The sequence below is a fragment of the Actinomycetospora lutea genome (assembly GCF_028737205.1).
In the GTDB taxonomy this organism is placed as follows: domain Bacteria; phylum Actinomycetota; class Actinomycetes; order Mycobacteriales; family Pseudonocardiaceae; genus Actinomycetospora; species Actinomycetospora lutea.
The window spans coordinates 1-13,702 of the sequence record NZ_JAQZAL010000021.1; the positions used below are offsets into that span (position 1 = coordinate 1).

Sequence of the window (13,702 nt, forward strand, 5' to 3'; positions counted from 1 at the left end):
GAACGCGGCTACGTCCTGACCGACACCGAGGCCCCCGTCCCCGAGGACGCCCTCGTCGAACTCCGCCGCTCGCCCGACACGGTCTGGCTGCGGACCTGGGGCGGCTGAGCGGATGGACGCACCGGTGTCGACGAATCTCCCGGTCCTCGACATGGCGATGCTCGACGGCGACGAGGCCTCGGCCGCGGCGTTCCGCGACGCCCTGCGCACGGCGACGCACGAGGTCGGGTTCTTCTACCTCGTCGGGCACGGCATCCCCGACGACGTCACCGCCCGGGCGTTCGCCACGGCCGAGCGGTTCTTCGCACTGCCCGAGCAGGACAAGCAGGGCATCGAGATGCTGCGCAGCCCGCACTTCCGCGGCTACACCCGCACCGGCGGTGAGCTCACCGCCGGCCGGGTCGACTGGCGCGAGCAGATCGACCTCGGCGCCGAGCGCGCCCGCACCGACGACCCGGGCGCCCCCGCCTACATGCGCCTCGAGGGCCCCAACCTCTGGCCGGCGGCGCAGCCCGAGCTGCGCACGGTGTTCACCGACTGGGAGCAGCGGTGCTCGGTCGTCGCTCGCCGGCTGATGCGGTCGTGGGCGCTGGCGCTCGGCAGCGCCGCCGACGTCTTCGACGACACCTTCGGCGACCGCCCGTCCACGCTGATCAAGCTCGTCCGCTACCCCGGCCGGGAGGACCGGGGCCAGGGCGTCGGCGCCCACAACGATCCCGGCGTGCTGACGCTGCTGATGATCGAGCCGGGCAAGGGCGGGCTCCAGGTCGAGCACGAGGGCGCGTGGCTCGACGCGCCCGCCCTGCCCGGGGCGTTCGTGGTGAACATCGGCGAGCTGATGGAGTTCGCCACCGACGGCTACCTCAAGGCGACGAGGCACCGCGTCGTCTCGCCGCCCCTCGGCGAGACCCGCCTGTCGATCCCGTTCTTCTTCAACCCCGCTCTCGACTCCACCGTCCCCCGGATCGACCTGGCGCCGGAGCTCGCGAGCCGGGCCCGCGGGGTCACCCGGGACCCCGGCAACGTCATCTCCGGCACCTTCGGCGACAACCTGCTCAAGGCCCGCCTGCGCGCCCATCCCGACGTCGCGGCGATCCACCACGCCGACCTGGTGCCGAGCAGGTCCTGAGCCCCTCCGCTCGGGACGCTCCGCCCGCCCGGGGTGTGGGCCGGCCCCGGACTTCGTCCCGGGGGGAGGAACGGCGTCCGGGACCGGCCTGTCCATCGTGGCAGCTCGCCGCGGGCTTTCGGGGCGGACTTCGTCCTGCGGGCAATCAGCTCGTCCGACGTCTCGCCGACGAGGGCGCCGCGGACCGTCAGAGCGCGCCGAGCAGGTTGGTGCGGACGTCGACGAGGTGGGCGCGCATGTGCTCGCGAGCAGCGTCGGGGTCGCGCTCCACCAGGGCGGTGACGATCTCGCCGTGGCAGCTCTCGTAGCCACGCCGGCGTTCGGGAGTCGCGGACCGGCGCTTGATGTTGCCCCACACCGGGAGGTCGCGGGCGGCGTTCATCGTGTCGAAGAGCCGGAGCAGCAGCCCGTTGTGCGCGGCGGCGGCGATGGCGCGGTGCAGCGCGGAGTCCCAGGCCTCGAACTCCTCGTAGGTCGTGGTGGCGTTGCCGCGGCGCAGGCAGTGCTCGACGTGGTCGATGTCGGCCTGGGTGGCGTGGCGGGCGGCGAGCGCGGCGACCTCCGGCTCGAGCACCAGCCGGGTCGACATGATCTCCGCCGGACTGGTCTGCAATGGTCCGTTCGCTCCCGGGGGCAGCGCGAGGTCCCGGCCCAGCTCGGCGAGGAACGTCCCCCGTCCCACGTGACGGGTGATCCGTCCTTCGCGCTCCAGCTCGGCCAGCGCCGCGCGCACGGCTCCCCGGGACGCGCCGAGGCTCTCACTGAGGGCGCGCTCGGTCGGGATCTTCGACCCGGTACGCAGCGCGCCGTCGGAGAGTCCCTGGTCGAGCAGGGTGCGCAGTCGGGCGACCACCGGGCCGGGCGCCGGCTCCGGGCGGTCGTCGCCGAGGGGTGCGGCCACCGTCCACCTCTGCTTCCGTCGAGCACCTGCAGTCCGACCAATACCGGACCAATGCTATCTCATCCGTCCTATTGGCATCCACCCCGCCGCGTCGTACGGTCGTTCCAGTGACGCCGTGACGCACCACACGCGGCGATTGGTCAGGATTGATCGGTATTGCGCCGCCCGTGACGTCGGCCGGGGGTGCGGTGGAGGTGTCCATGAAGCTGGTGACGTTCGTGGCCGACGGGCGCGAGGCGCTCGGGCGGGTCGACGACGACGGGACCACCGTCGGCGACCTGGGCGCGGTGGTGGGCGACCGGTCACTGCTCGAGGTCATCGAGGCCTGGGACCGGCTCGGGCCGGCGATCGGCGACGCGCGTGACCTGCCCGTCGTGGCGGGCGCGCGGCTGCGGGCGCCGATCCCGGAGCCGCGCCGCGACCTGTTCGCGGTCGGCAAGAACTACCGCGAGCACGTCGCGGAGTTCGGGCGCTCGGGCTACGACACCCCGCAGCGCTCGGAGGACCTGCCCGACAAGCCGATCGTGTTCTCGAAGGCCACGACCGCGGTCACCGGCCCGTTCGACGACGTCGAGTCCCACCCGGCGGTGACCCGGGAGCTCGACTACGAGGCCGAGCTCGGCGTCATCATCGGCCGCGGCGGGCGCGGCATCTCCCGCGAGCGGGCCCCGGAGCACGTGTGGGGCTACACGATCGTCAACGACGTCACCGCCCGCGACGTGCAGCGCGACCACAAGCAGTGGCTGCTCGGCAAGTCGCTCGACACCCACGCCCCGATGGGTCCGTGGGCGGTGAGCGCCGACGAGATCGCCGATCTGGGCGCGCTCGAGGTGTCCTGCACGGTCAACGGGGAGCCCCGCCAGAAGGCGCCGGTCGCCGATCTCATCTTCGACGTGCCCGAGCTGATCCGCGTGATCTCCGCGGGCATCACGCTGCTGCCCGGCGACGTCATCGCCACCGGCACGCCCGCGGGCGTCGGCATCGGTTTCGAACCGCCCCGCTTCCTGCGCTCCGGCGACGTCGTCGAGTGCGCGATCACGGGCCTCGGTGCCCTGCGCAACACCATCCGCTGAACGACTCCCCGAGGAGGACGAACGCGTGCAGGTCAACGGCAAGGAGCTCGCCGTCGAGGTCACCGGGGACGGCCCGCCCGTCCTGCTGGTGCACGGTCTCGGCGGGACGTCGAACTTCTACCAGCCCCAGGTCGCGGCGCTCGCCGAACGGTTCACGGTGATCCGGCCCGACATGGAGGGCTCCGGGCGCTCGCCCGTCGCCGGCACACTGTCGATCGAGGGCTTCGCGAACGACCTCGCGGCGCTCGTCGAGGACCTCGACGCCGGCCCGGCGAGGGTCGTCGGGCACTCGATGGCGACGATCACCGTGCGCAGCCTCGCCGCCCGCCGCCCGGAGCTCGTCAGCCACCTCGCGCTCCTGGGTGCCGTGCCCGCGCCGCTGCCCGAGGCCGGCCAGCAGGGCCAGCACGACCGCGCGGCGAAGGTCCGCGCCGAGGGCATGGCCGCCGTCGCCGACGCGGTGATGACCAACGCGACCGCCGAGGCGACCCGCCGCGACCACCCCGCGACCGCGGCGTGCGTCCGCGAGCTGGTCCTGCGCCAGGACCCCGAGGGCTACGCCCGGTCCTGCGAGGCGCTGGCGGGGGCGAACGACCCCGGCCCGGTCGACCCGGCCCTGCCGCTGCTGCTGCTCACCGGTGCGGTCGACGGCGTCGGCGCCCCCGCGGTCACCCAGGCGCTCGCCGAGTCCCACGGCTCGGCCGTCGCGGAGATCCTCACCGACTGCGGTCACTGGACCGCGCTCGAGAAGCCGCACGAGGTCACCGAGCACCTCCTCAAGTTCTTCTGACCCACACCACCCCTCGACGACGAGGAGCCGTCATGAGCAAGGTCCTCTTCCGCAACGTCTCCATCCTCGACTCCACGGGCGCCGACCCGTACCCCGGCGACGTGCTCGTCGAGGACGACCGGATCGCCGCCGTCGGCACCGTCGACGAGTCCCGCGCGCTGCACGCGCAGGTCGTCGAGGGCCGGGGCCGCACGCTCATGTCCGGGCTGTGCGACGCGCACACCCACTTCAGCTGGAACAACTCCGCCGACCTCGACGGCCTGGGCACCATGCCCGTCGAGGAGCACCTCCTCTTCGCCGTCGAGTCAGCGAAGAAGTACATCGACTCCGGCTACACGATGTGCCTCGGTGCCGCGTCGGCCAAGGAGCGCCTCGACGTCGTCTGCCGCGACGCCATCAACGCCGGGCGCATCCCGGGCCCGCGCTACCTCGCCAACGGCCCCGAGATCGCCGTCACCGGCGGCGCCCTCATCAAGTCGATCACCAAGTTCGCCGACGGCCCCGAGGGCATGCGGCTCGCGGTCCGGCAGCTCATCGACCTCGGCGTCGACCAGATCAAGCTGTCGATGACCGGCGAGGAGATCACCGGCACGCAGCGCGCCGAGGACACCTACTTCTCCGACGAGGAGGTCGCCGCCGCGGTCACCGAGGCCCACCGCCGCGGCAAGCGCGTCTGCGCCCACGCCCGCTCCGCCGAGAGCGTCAAGATGTGTGTCCGCAACAAGGTCGACATCATCTACCACGCCAGCTTCACCGACGCCGAGGGCATGGACATGCTCGAGGCCAACAAGGACTGGGTGTTCGTCGCCCCCGGGATCAACTGGCTGATCGCGACGCTCTACGAGGCCGAGGCCTTCGGGTTCCCGCAGGAGGCCGCCGAGGCCGTCGGGTACAAGAAGGAGCTCGAGATGGCCACCGAGGGCCTGCGCGAGATGCACCGGCGCGGCATCACGCTGCTGCCCGGCGGCGACTACGGCTTCGCCTGGACCCCGCACGGCACCTACGCCCGCGACCTCGAGCACTTCGTCGAGCGCCTCGGCTTCACGCCGATGGAGGCGATCATCTCGGCCACCGCGTGGGGCGGCGAGATCATGCTGCGGCCCGACGAGCTCGGGAAGGTCCAGCCCGGCTACCTCGCCGACCTCGTCCTCGTCGACGGCGACCCGATCTCCGACATCACGATCCTGCAGGACCACGACGCCCTGCACGCGATCATGAAGGACGGCAAGTTCCACAAGGAGGACCAGCCGCTGGTCACCAGCAGCGGCCTCGACGCGCCCGCCGGGCAGGTCAGCGGGACGACCCGGCAGTACGTCGAGGCCCGTCCCTGATCCCGGAAGCGCGTCGTCCGAGGGGGCCGGGCGTCACGCCGGTGCCCGGTCCGGGACCGGCTCGAGGCGGCGACCACGACGATCCGGCCACCAGCAGGACGGCGACAGCCACGGGGCGGGACGAGGGCGTCAGATCATCCCGTGCGGGTGACGTGGGCGTCGTCCCGTCCGGTGAGGGTGGGGGCGACGCCCGCGGACGGCGCCGGATCGGGGGACGACGATGTCGGGTCGGGGCGCCGCCGGGCGGGGACCGTCGTTGCGCCACCCCGCCGAGGTCCCGTTCTTCGTCGTCATGGTCGCCCTGAACGTCGTCATCGTGCTGGTGATCGTGTGGGCCGCGGTCGTCGTCCCGTTCCTGCCCGAGTCGCTCCAGGGGTCGGCCGGGGCGGACGCCGTCCGCGCCGCGCTGATCGCCCTGTTGTTGTTCGTGCCGGCGCTCGTGGTCGTCCGCGAGGTCCAGCGGGCGACGGTACGGGGCACCGCGGTGCTGCTCTCGGAGCGGCAGTTCCCGGAGCTGTACCGCACGGCGGACGAGCTCGCCGCGGCCCTGCGACTGCCGAGATGCCCCGACGTCTTCGTCACGAACGGCAACGGCGAGCTCAACGCCTTCGCCGCCCAGGCCGCCGGGCACGACTACGTCGTGCTCCACAGCGAGCTCTTCGCCAACCTGTACGCCCACAACCGGGACGGCCTGCGGTTCGTCCTCGGCCACGAGCTGGGGCACATCCGGCTGCATCACGTGTCGCTCTGGTACCAGATCGCGGTCGCCTACTCCGCGCGCATCCCGGTCCTCGGGCCCACGCTGTCGCGGCTGCGGGAGTACTCGTGCGACCGGCACGGTGCCGCGGCGTCCCCGGACGGCGCCGCCGGACTCGTCCTGCTCACGTCCGGGCGGTACACGGAGAGCGACGTCGACGTCGCCCAGCTGCTGGAGCAGGGCCGGCTCCTGCGCGGCTTCTGGGTCGGTCTGGCCCAGCTGCCCCGGTCGCACCCCTTCACCGTCCGTCGCCTCGACCGCCTGGTCGACCTCGGGCTGCTGCACCCGCCCGGCCCGCTCGTGGCCGTGCGGACACAGGAGTCCGCCGGCTGACGGTCACGGCTCCTGCTCCCCCTCGCCGGCCACCCACGCCGTGGGACGTGGCGCGGCGGACGGCGAACTTCAGTTCCTCGGCCAGGGCGTCGCCCTCGTACTCGCGCAGCCCGGCTCCGAGGAGGTACAGCAGACGGATCCGCCGGTCGGCGGCGACCTCCCGGCGCAGCACGGGCTCGACGATCCCCGCCGACCGGGCTCGCTCCGGGTCAGCCGACCACCTTCAGGCCACTGCCGATCTCGCGGACCACCGTGTTGTCCCGGTTGCGGGCCATGACGTGACCGAGCCCGAGCAGGCCGGCGACGGGCCACGGGATCACCTCGAACGCGGCGAGCGCGCCGACGGTGATCAGGTAGCTGAGGCTGCCGGTCAGCGGCCACCCGACCGGACCGACGTACGGGATCTCGACGTGCCACTCCCACCGGGAGGACTCATCCTTCTCGGTCGTCGCCGCCGACGAGGCGGCGGCGGCACCGTCGGACGTCATCGGTTGCTCCTCCGCGTCGCGGTTCCTCGGTGCCCACACCGTGGGCCCCGGGCGCCGGAGCGGCCTCATCCACGTCGGGTGATCCGACCGTGGCTCACTCGCCGTCGCGGGCGGGGTCCGGCGGTGCGACGAGGCGGTGTCGGAAGGCGACGACGACGAGCTGGGCGCGGTCGTGGACGCCGAGCTTGACCATGGCCCGCCCGACGTGGGTCTTCACCGTCGCGGGACTGATCGTGAGGTGCTCGGCGATCTCCTCGTTGCCCAGTCCGTGGGCGACGAGCCCGACGATCTCCCGCTCGCGCGTCGTCAGCCGGGTCAGCGCGGACCGGTCGACGCGGGGTGCGCCGGGGCCGCTGACGAGGCGTGCGACGAGGCGGCGCGTGGGTCCGGGGGACAGCAGGGCCTCGCCGCCCGCGACGACCCGGATGCCGTTCAGGAGCTGGCGGGGTTCGGTGTTCTTGACCAGGAAGCCGGCGGCCCCGGCTCCGAGGGCCTCGATGACGTTCTCGTCGTGGTCGAACGTCGTGAGGACGAGGACGTGGACCCCGGCGAGGTCGGCGTCCCCGGCGATCTCACGGGTCGCGGCGAGCCCGTCGACGCCCGGCATCCGGATGTCCATGAGCACGACGTGGGGACGGGTCCGTCGGGCGAGGTCGACCGCGGTGGCACCGTCCCCCGCTTCGCCGACCACGGTCATCCCGGGCTCGGCGTCGATCAGCACCCGGAAGCCGCCGCGGACGAGCGCCTCGTCGTCGGCGATCAGCACCCGCAGGGTGTCGCCGGCGGACGTCACCGGACCTCCGGCACGGGGAGCTCGGCGCGGACCTCGAAACCGCCGTCGGGGCGGGGCCCGGCCGTCAGCGTGCCGGCGAGCGCGCGGGCCCGTTCGCGCATGCCGTCGATGCCCTGCCCGTCACCGTCGGTCGGCGGCGTCGCGGTGCCGTCGTCACGGACACGCACGACGAGCCGGGACGGCTGGTGCTCCACGGCCAGCCAGACCGTGCGGGCGTCGGCGTGCCGGATCACGTTGGTGAGCGCCTCCTGGACGATGCGGTAGGCGGCCAGGTCGACGGGTACCGGCAGCGCCGGTCGGTCGCGGTCGACGTCGAGCTCGATCTGCAGGCCGGCACCCTCGACGGTCTCCAGCAACGAGGCCAGACGGTCGAGTCCGGCGGGCTGCTCGACGTCGTCGGAGGTGCGCAGGGCCGCGAGGACGGCCTTGACATCGGCCAGGCCGGTGTCGCAGATGCCCTTGATCGCCGCCAGGGCCTCGCCGGCCTGGCCGGGACGCTGCTCGAGGACGTGCAGGCCGACGCCCGCCTGCACGCTGATCGTCGCCATCGAGTGTCCGACCACGTCGTGCAGCTCGCGGGCGATGCGCAGCCGTTCCTCGGCGATCAGACGGCGGCCCCGCTCCTCACGGAGCGAGGTCTCCCTGGCGAGCTCGGCGCGCGTGCTCGCCAGCAGGGCGCGGTAGTAGCCGACGGCCGCGCCCGCGCTCCCGGCGGTGGCGGCGAGAAGGACCGCGATCGGCACCACGCCGACGGTGTCGACGTCCCCGAGGACGACACGGATCGCCAGGATCTGGACCCCGGCCGTGACGGCCGCGCCGGCCAGGCCCCACCGCCAGCCGCGGTCGGCGGCCAGGGTGAAGCAGCCGAGCAACGGGACGAGCGCGACGAGGCGCCCGGGGTAGGGACCCAGGAACCAGACCAGGACGATCGCGTTGCTCGCGGCGAGCGTCGCGCGCGGATGCCGGCGACGGAGCGCCACCGAGGCGGCGAGGCCTGCGGCGAGGCCGAACGCGCCGGCGTCGAGCCCGCGTGGGGCCGGAGTCGACACCGGACCGATCCCGGCCCACGCCGTGACGAGGACCAGCACGGCGAGCACGACACCCAGCCCGACGTCGACCGCCGCCGAGGACGTGTGGCGACGCGGGGGGTCCGCCCTGGTGTCGCTCATCGATCCGCCTCCCCGTCCGGGCCGGGGGCGCGGCCCGTGCGTCATGGTGCGCCTCGTGGGGACAGCACGCGTCCGCCCGGCGAGGTGCCTGCGGCCGTACCCCGCCGGCGGTAGGGACCACCCCCGGAGGCGCACCGTACGACGGTCTCCGCAGACCGGACAGACGTCCGTGGCGGGACGCCCGGGGTGGTCCCGGGGGTCCAGTCTCGGCGCCGTACCGAAACGGGAGGTGTTCTCCGATGTCTGATGACCTGCTCCTCGCCGTGCTGCGAGCGACGGACGCGGTCGGCGTGGCCGGCTACGAGCTCGGCGCCGGGCGGACGGTGCCGAGCGTCGCCGCGGTGATCGGTCTGGCCGCCGTGGTCCTCGGCGCCGTGGCCCTGGCTCGTCGCGGCGCCCGGAGCCGACCCGTCGCGGCCCTGGTGCTCGGGCTCGTGGCCGCGATCGTCGGCGGCCTGCACGCCGCGACCGCGGCGGGCGGGCTCGGGACCGGCAACGGTCTCGCCGGGGCCGTGGTCGCCGTGGTCCTGGGGCTGGCCGGCGCCGGTCTCGGGGGGATCGCCCTCACGCGGACCCGGACGTCGGCCTGACCTCGGCCGGGCGCGCCGACCCTCCGGGGTGTGCCGGCTGGAACAGCTCCACGAGGTTGCCGTCCGGGTCCGCGATCAGGACCTGCTGGCCGCCGGGCCCGGAGACGAGGTCACTGCGGAAGGGCAGACCGGCAGCACGCAGGCGACCGATCTCGACGTCCAGGTCGTCGACCTCGAGATGGATGCGGTTGCGGCCGGGCATCGCGGCGTCCTCGGGCGTGGCACGCGCACCGGAGCTGGCGGGGCCGGAGAGCAGGAGCCGGAGACGACCCCGCAGGACGTCGGCGAAGGCGGGCGCGGCGCTCCGGTTGAGCGTGAACCCGAGGTGGTCGACGTAGAAGTCGACGGCGGCCCCGACGTCGTCGACGAGGTAGCGGACGCTGACGTACTGGTCGGTCGGGTTCATCGCTCATCCTCTCGGGGATCGGTCGTGGCGAGGACGGGCAGCAGGTGCCGGACCCGCCCGTCGATGTCGTCGGCGGCCCGCTCGAAGGCCGCGTGGTCCGGCGCGTCGAGCCCGGCCGGGTCCGGGATGCTCCAGTGGACGCGCCGGACGTGGCCGGGGAACTCCGGGCAGTCCTCCCGCGCCTTGTCGCACAGGGTGACGACGAGGTCGAACGACTCGGCGGCGACGTCGTCCAGGTGTCGGGGACGCCGGTCGGACACGTCGATGCCGAACCGCTCGCGCAGGACGCGGACCGCGGCGGGGTGCAGGTGCTCCTTCGGTCGGCTGCCGGCGCTCGTCGCCCGGGCCGCGCCGGCCGAGCGATGGGAGAGCAGCGCCTCGGCCACGGGCGACCGGGCGCTGTTGCCGGTGCAGACGAACAGGATCGAGGGAGGTCGCGTTCCGGGTCGTACCGGTGGTGCCGAGGGCGTGGTGCGCAGGGCCGGGTGGAGCGCCGTCCCGCTCCCGGCGAGCTCGTCGGCGCAGCGGCCGAGGTCGAGGTGGTAGTAGCTGTCGCGCCGATCGGCCGAGCTGCGGGTGGCCCGGACCAGCCCGCCGTCGCGCAGCAGCCGCAGGTGGTAGGAGACCAGGTTCTGGGGCTCGGCGAGCCGCGTCACCAGCTCCCGGACGCGGAGGTCGCTCCCGGCGAGCTCGGTCATGAGCCGCCACCGCACGGGATGCGCCGCCAGCTGCACGAAGGCCGGCGGCACGGTGTCTTGACTCCCGAGCGGCATGCGCAGCAGTATGCGCGCGGACCACCCGATTCATCAAACGAAATTGATGCATTGTTCGGGGTGGTCGAGCGAGGGAGCCGTCGTGAGCGACCCCCACCTGGCCCGTCGGCTCGGGCTGACCGACGCGGTGCTGATCGGCATCGGGTCGATGGTCGGTGCCGGCGTGTTCTCCGCCTTCGCACCGGCCGCGGCGGCTGCCGGCGCCGGACTGCTGATCGGGCTGGCCGTCGCGGCCGTGGTCGCGTACGGCAACGCCACGGCGTCGGCGCAGCTCGCCGCGCAGTACCCGGTCTCGGGCGGGACCTACGTCTACGGCCGCGAGCGCCTGGGCGACTGGTGGGGGTTCCTCGCCGGCTGGGGCTTCGTCGTCGGCAAGACCGCCAGCTGCGCCGCCATGGCCCTGACCTTCGCGGCCTACGCCGTGCCGCCCGCGTGGCAACGGCCGGTCGCCGTGGTGGCGGTGCTGGCCCTGGGCGCCGTGAACTTCCGCGGCATCACCCGCACCGCCCGGCTCACCCGCATCCTCGTCGTGATCGTGCTGGTCGCCCTGGCCGTGGTCGTCGGCGTCGGGCTCCTCGGCGCGCCCACCGACGTCCGGTTCCCGGGCGAGGGCGGGCTCGGCGGACCCGGCCTGTACGGCGTGCTGCAGTCCGCGGGTCTGCTCTTCTTCGCCTTCGCGGGCTACGCCCGCATCGCCACGCTGGGCGAAGAGGTCAGCGACCCGCGCCGCACCATCCCGCGCGCCGTCGTCATCGCCCTGGCCGTGGCCGTCGGTGTCTACGCGGTCGTCGCGGTCACCGTGCTGCTCGCCCTCGGCCCCGACCGCCTCGCCGCCTCGTCGGCACCGCTGATCGACACCGTCGCCGACCACCCCTGGGCGGTGCCGATCGTGGCCGTGGGCGGGGCGGCGGCCGCTCTCGGGGCGCTGCTGGCGCTGATCGCCGGCATCGGGCGGACCGTGCTGGCCATGGCCCGCCACGCCGACCTCCCCCCGTGGCTCGCCGCGGTGCATCCCCGCTTCCGCGTGCCCCACCGCGCCGAGGTCGCCGTCGTCGGGGTCGTGTCACTGCTCGTGCTGACCGTCGACCTGCGCGGGGCGATCGGGTTCTCGTCGTTCGGCGTGCTCGCCTACTACCTGGTCGCCAACCTGGCGGCCGCGACCCAGGTCGGCGAGCACCGACGGTTCCCGCGGTGGCTGCAGGTCCTCGGCGCCGCCGGCTGCCTGCTGCTCGCCGCCACCCTGCCCTGGCAGGCCGTCGTCGCCGGCCTGATCGTCGTCGCGGTCGGCGTCGCGTACCGCGCCCTCCGCCGGGTGGCTGCACGACCGAGGCCGTGACACCGCCCGGTCCACCCGACCGGGGCTTACCCCGGGGTGACACGAGCCTGACCTCGATGAGCGATCCCCGTGCCCCGACGGCGATTCTGCGCGGGCCCCGTGCGGCGGAGGCTTCAGTGGTCACCGCCGCAGGCGCCAGGGAGCCCTCGATGACCACGACCGAGCCACCACGTCCGCGGACCCCGAGGTCGCCCGGTGCGGTCACCGATCGCTTCCCGGCCGTGCGCCCCCCGGCGCGACCCCAGCCGGTCGACCCGCCGACGGTGACGCTCGCCGCGACACCACGTCCCGCGACGGTCCCGCTGGTCGCCACCCCCGCCGCGGCGCCGACCTCCCGTGTCCGTGGCATCGACCTCGCCCGGGGCCTCGCGCTGCTCGGGATGATCGCCGCCCACACGCTCCCCCTCGCCGACGGCGACCAGCCCACGCTGGCCGGGCGCCTGGTGAACGGGCCCGCCGCGGCGCTGTTCGGCGTCCTGGCCGGCCTCTCGGTCGCGCTGCTGACCGGACGGCGCCGCCTCGAGCCCGGCACCGGGACCGCGCGCCGGCACGCGCTGCGCCTGGTGGTCCGGGGCCTCGCGATCGGGACGGTCGGGCTCGCCCTCGGTCAGGCCGCGCTCGGGAGCATCGACGTGATCCTGACCTACTACGGCCTGCTGTTCATGCTCGCCGTGCCGCTGGTGCTCCTCTCGACCCGCGCGCTCGCCGGGCTCGGAGCGGCGCTCGTCGTCATCGCCCCCGTCACCGGGTTCCTGCTGCGCGCGCAGCTGCCGCCCGGCGAGCTGCTCGACCCGTCGTTCACCTTCTTGCTGACCGACCCCGCCGGCCTGCTCACCACCCTGCTGTTCACCGGCGCCTACCCGGTCTGGCACTGGCTGGCCTACCTCTGCGTCGGCATCGCCGTCGGCCGCCTGCGCCTCGACAGCACCAAGGTCGCCGCCGCACTCGCCCTCGGCGGGGCGGCGCTCGCCGCGATCGCCGCCGCGTCCTCGGCGCTGCTCCTGGAGGCCGCCGGCGAACTCACGCAGGTCCTCACCGCTCCCGGCCTCGCGCCCGAGGAGCTCGCCGCGCTGTTCACCGAAGGACCCACCGGCGTCACGCCGACCACGAGCTGGTGGTGGCTCGCGGTCACCCTGCCGCACTCCTCCACCCCGTTCGACATGGCCCGCACCATCGGCACCTCGCTGGCGGTCCTGGGCGCGATGCTCCTGCTCGACCGCCTGGTCGCCCGCTGGGCCGACCGCACGCCCGGCCGCATCCTCTCCGCCGCCCGGGCCCCGCTCGCCGCGGCCGGCTCGATGACCCTGACCTTCTACGTCCTGCACGTCGTGGTCACCGGGCTCGCCCCCGCGAGCGACCCGTGGGTCCTCTTCCTCGCCCAGGCGGTCGTCGCCCTCACCGCCGGCATCCTCTGGCAGCGACGCGTGGGGCGAGGCCCGTTGGAGACCGGCGTGGCCACGCTCGTCGACGCCGTCGTCGCCGCTCCGCCGCGCAGCACCGACACGGCCGCACGCCCGGGCGTCGTGTCGCGGCTCCGGTCCGCGATCGCCGTCGCCGCGCTCCTCGTCGCGGTCGCCGCCGGAGCCGGCGTCGCCCTCGCGTTCCCGGCGACGAGCGACGCGGCCGCGACGAGCGCGGAGTCCGACACCGCCGACGAGACGTCGGGCCCGCAGGACCCCGGCGCGGTCCCCGACGCGCCGGGCGCACCGGACCCCGCCGGCGCAGCCGACACCGAGGACCCGGCAGCCGGCGGCGACGCCGACACGGGCGACACGGGCGACGCACCGGAGCCCGGAGCGGACGACGATCCGGCCGACGCGGGCTGACCCGAGG

14 protein-coding genes are annotated in these 13,702 nt (G+C 74.4%); 8 read left to right on the forward strand and 6 right to left on the reverse strand.

The annotated features are described in order from the left end of the window. Positions 1 to 124: 124 nt before the first annotated feature. Positions 125 to 1,129, forward strand: coding sequence for an isopenicillin N synthase family dioxygenase (locus PHK61_RS21555; protein ID WP_274283076.1), 1,005 nt, complete (start codon positions 125 to 127; stop codon positions 1,127 to 1,129). Between the two features lie 187 nt (positions 1,130 to 1,316). On the opposite strand, the gene PHK61_RS21560 is transcribed toward PHK61_RS21555, so the two are convergent. Next, positions 1,317 to 2,030, reverse strand: a complete 714-nt coding sequence (locus PHK61_RS21560) for a FadR/GntR family transcriptional regulator (protein ID WP_274283077.1) — start codon at positions 2,028 to 2,030, stop codon at positions 1,317 to 1,319. A 200-nt stretch (positions 2,031 to 2,230) separates the two neighbouring features. On the opposite strand from PHK61_RS21560, the gene PHK61_RS21565 reads away from it, so the two are divergent. The 4 genes from PHK61_RS21565 to PHK61_RS21580 all read left to right on the forward strand — a co-directional run bounded on the left by PHK61_RS21565 (position 2,231) and on the right by PHK61_RS21580 (position 6,314). Beyond that, a complete protein-coding gene (locus PHK61_RS21565; protein WP_274283078.1) occupies positions 2,231 to 3,103 on the forward strand; it encodes a fumarylacetoacetate hydrolase family protein in 873 nt (290 codons plus the stop codon). A 25-nt stretch (positions 3,104 to 3,128) separates the two neighbouring features. Continuing rightward, a complete protein-coding gene (locus tag PHK61_RS21570) occupies positions 3,129 to 3,893 on the forward strand; it encodes an alpha/beta fold hydrolase (protein ID WP_274283079.1) in 765 nt (254 codons plus the stop codon). Between the two features lie 32 nt (positions 3,894 to 3,925). Continuing rightward, on the forward strand, positions 3,926 to 5,224 hold the full coding sequence (locus PHK61_RS21575) for a metal-dependent hydrolase family protein (protein ID WP_274283080.1): 1,299 nt from the start codon (positions 3,926 to 3,928) through the stop codon (positions 5,222 to 5,224). Positions 5,225 to 5,444: 220 nt separating this feature from the next. Next, on the forward strand, positions 5,445 to 6,314 hold the full coding sequence (locus PHK61_RS21580) for a M48 family metallopeptidase (RefSeq protein ID WP_274283081.1): 870 nt from the start codon (positions 5,445 to 5,447) through the stop codon (positions 6,312 to 6,314). 209 nt (positions 6,315 to 6,523) lie between these two features. Here PHK61_RS21580 and PHK61_RS21585 read toward each other — a convergent pair whose 3' ends face one another. The 3 genes from PHK61_RS21585 to PHK61_RS21595 all read right to left on the reverse strand — a co-directional run bounded on the left by PHK61_RS21585 (position 6,524) and on the right by PHK61_RS21595 (position 8,764). Next, the gene (locus tag PHK61_RS21585; protein WP_274283082.1) at positions 6,524 to 6,802 is read right to left on the reverse strand and encodes a hypothetical protein; all 279 of its coding nucleotides are present in this window, start codon (positions 6,800 to 6,802) and stop codon (positions 6,524 to 6,526) included. Between the two features lie 94 nt (positions 6,803 to 6,896). Then, complete coding sequence (locus tag PHK61_RS21590; RefSeq protein WP_274283083.1) at positions 6,897 to 7,595, reverse strand: response regulator; 699 nt, start codon at positions 7,593 to 7,595, stop codon at positions 6,897 to 6,899. After that, positions 7,592 to 8,764 (reverse strand): sensor histidine kinase, encoded by a 1,173-nt coding sequence (locus tag PHK61_RS21595; RefSeq protein ID WP_274283084.1) that lies wholly within the window; start codon positions 8,762 to 8,764, stop codon positions 7,592 to 7,594. Before PHK61_RS21595 ends, PHK61_RS21590 begins: the two co-directional genes overlap by 4 nt. Before the next feature lie 239 nt (positions 8,765 to 9,003). Between PHK61_RS21595 and PHK61_RS21600 the strand changes: the two genes are divergently transcribed. Beyond that, entirely contained in the window at positions 9,004 to 9,354 is a 351-nt protein-coding gene (locus PHK61_RS21600; protein WP_274283085.1) for a DUF6223 family protein, read from the forward strand. Here the strand turns inward: PHK61_RS21600 and PHK61_RS21605 are convergent. Together PHK61_RS21605 and PHK61_RS21610 are read right to left on the reverse strand one after the other, a co-directional pair. Beyond that, complete coding sequence (locus PHK61_RS21605) at positions 9,329 to 9,760, reverse strand: VOC family protein (protein ID WP_274283086.1); 432 nt, start codon at positions 9,758 to 9,760, stop codon at positions 9,329 to 9,331. The genes PHK61_RS21600 and PHK61_RS21605 overlap by 26 nt on opposite strands. Next, a complete protein-coding gene (locus PHK61_RS21610) occupies positions 9,757 to 10,533 on the reverse strand; it encodes an arsenate reductase/protein-tyrosine-phosphatase family protein (RefSeq protein WP_274283087.1) in 777 nt (258 codons plus the stop codon). The genes PHK61_RS21605 and PHK61_RS21610 overlap by 4 nt, the downstream gene beginning before the upstream one ends. Before the next feature lie 82 nt (positions 10,534 to 10,615). On the opposite strand from PHK61_RS21610, the gene PHK61_RS21615 reads away from it, so the two are divergent. Together PHK61_RS21615 and PHK61_RS21620 are read left to right on the forward strand one after the other, a co-directional pair. Next, entirely contained in the window at positions 10,616 to 11,869 is a 1,254-nt protein-coding gene (locus PHK61_RS21615; RefSeq protein WP_274283088.1) for an APC family permease, read from the forward strand. A gap of 149 nt (positions 11,870 to 12,018) precedes the next feature. Beyond that, positions 12,019 to 13,695 (forward strand): heparan-alpha-glucosaminide N-acetyltransferase domain-containing protein, encoded by a 1,677-nt coding sequence (locus tag PHK61_RS21620; RefSeq protein ID WP_274283089.1) that lies wholly within the window; start codon positions 12,019 to 12,021, stop codon positions 13,693 to 13,695. Positions 13,696 to 13,702: the final 7 nt, after the last annotated feature.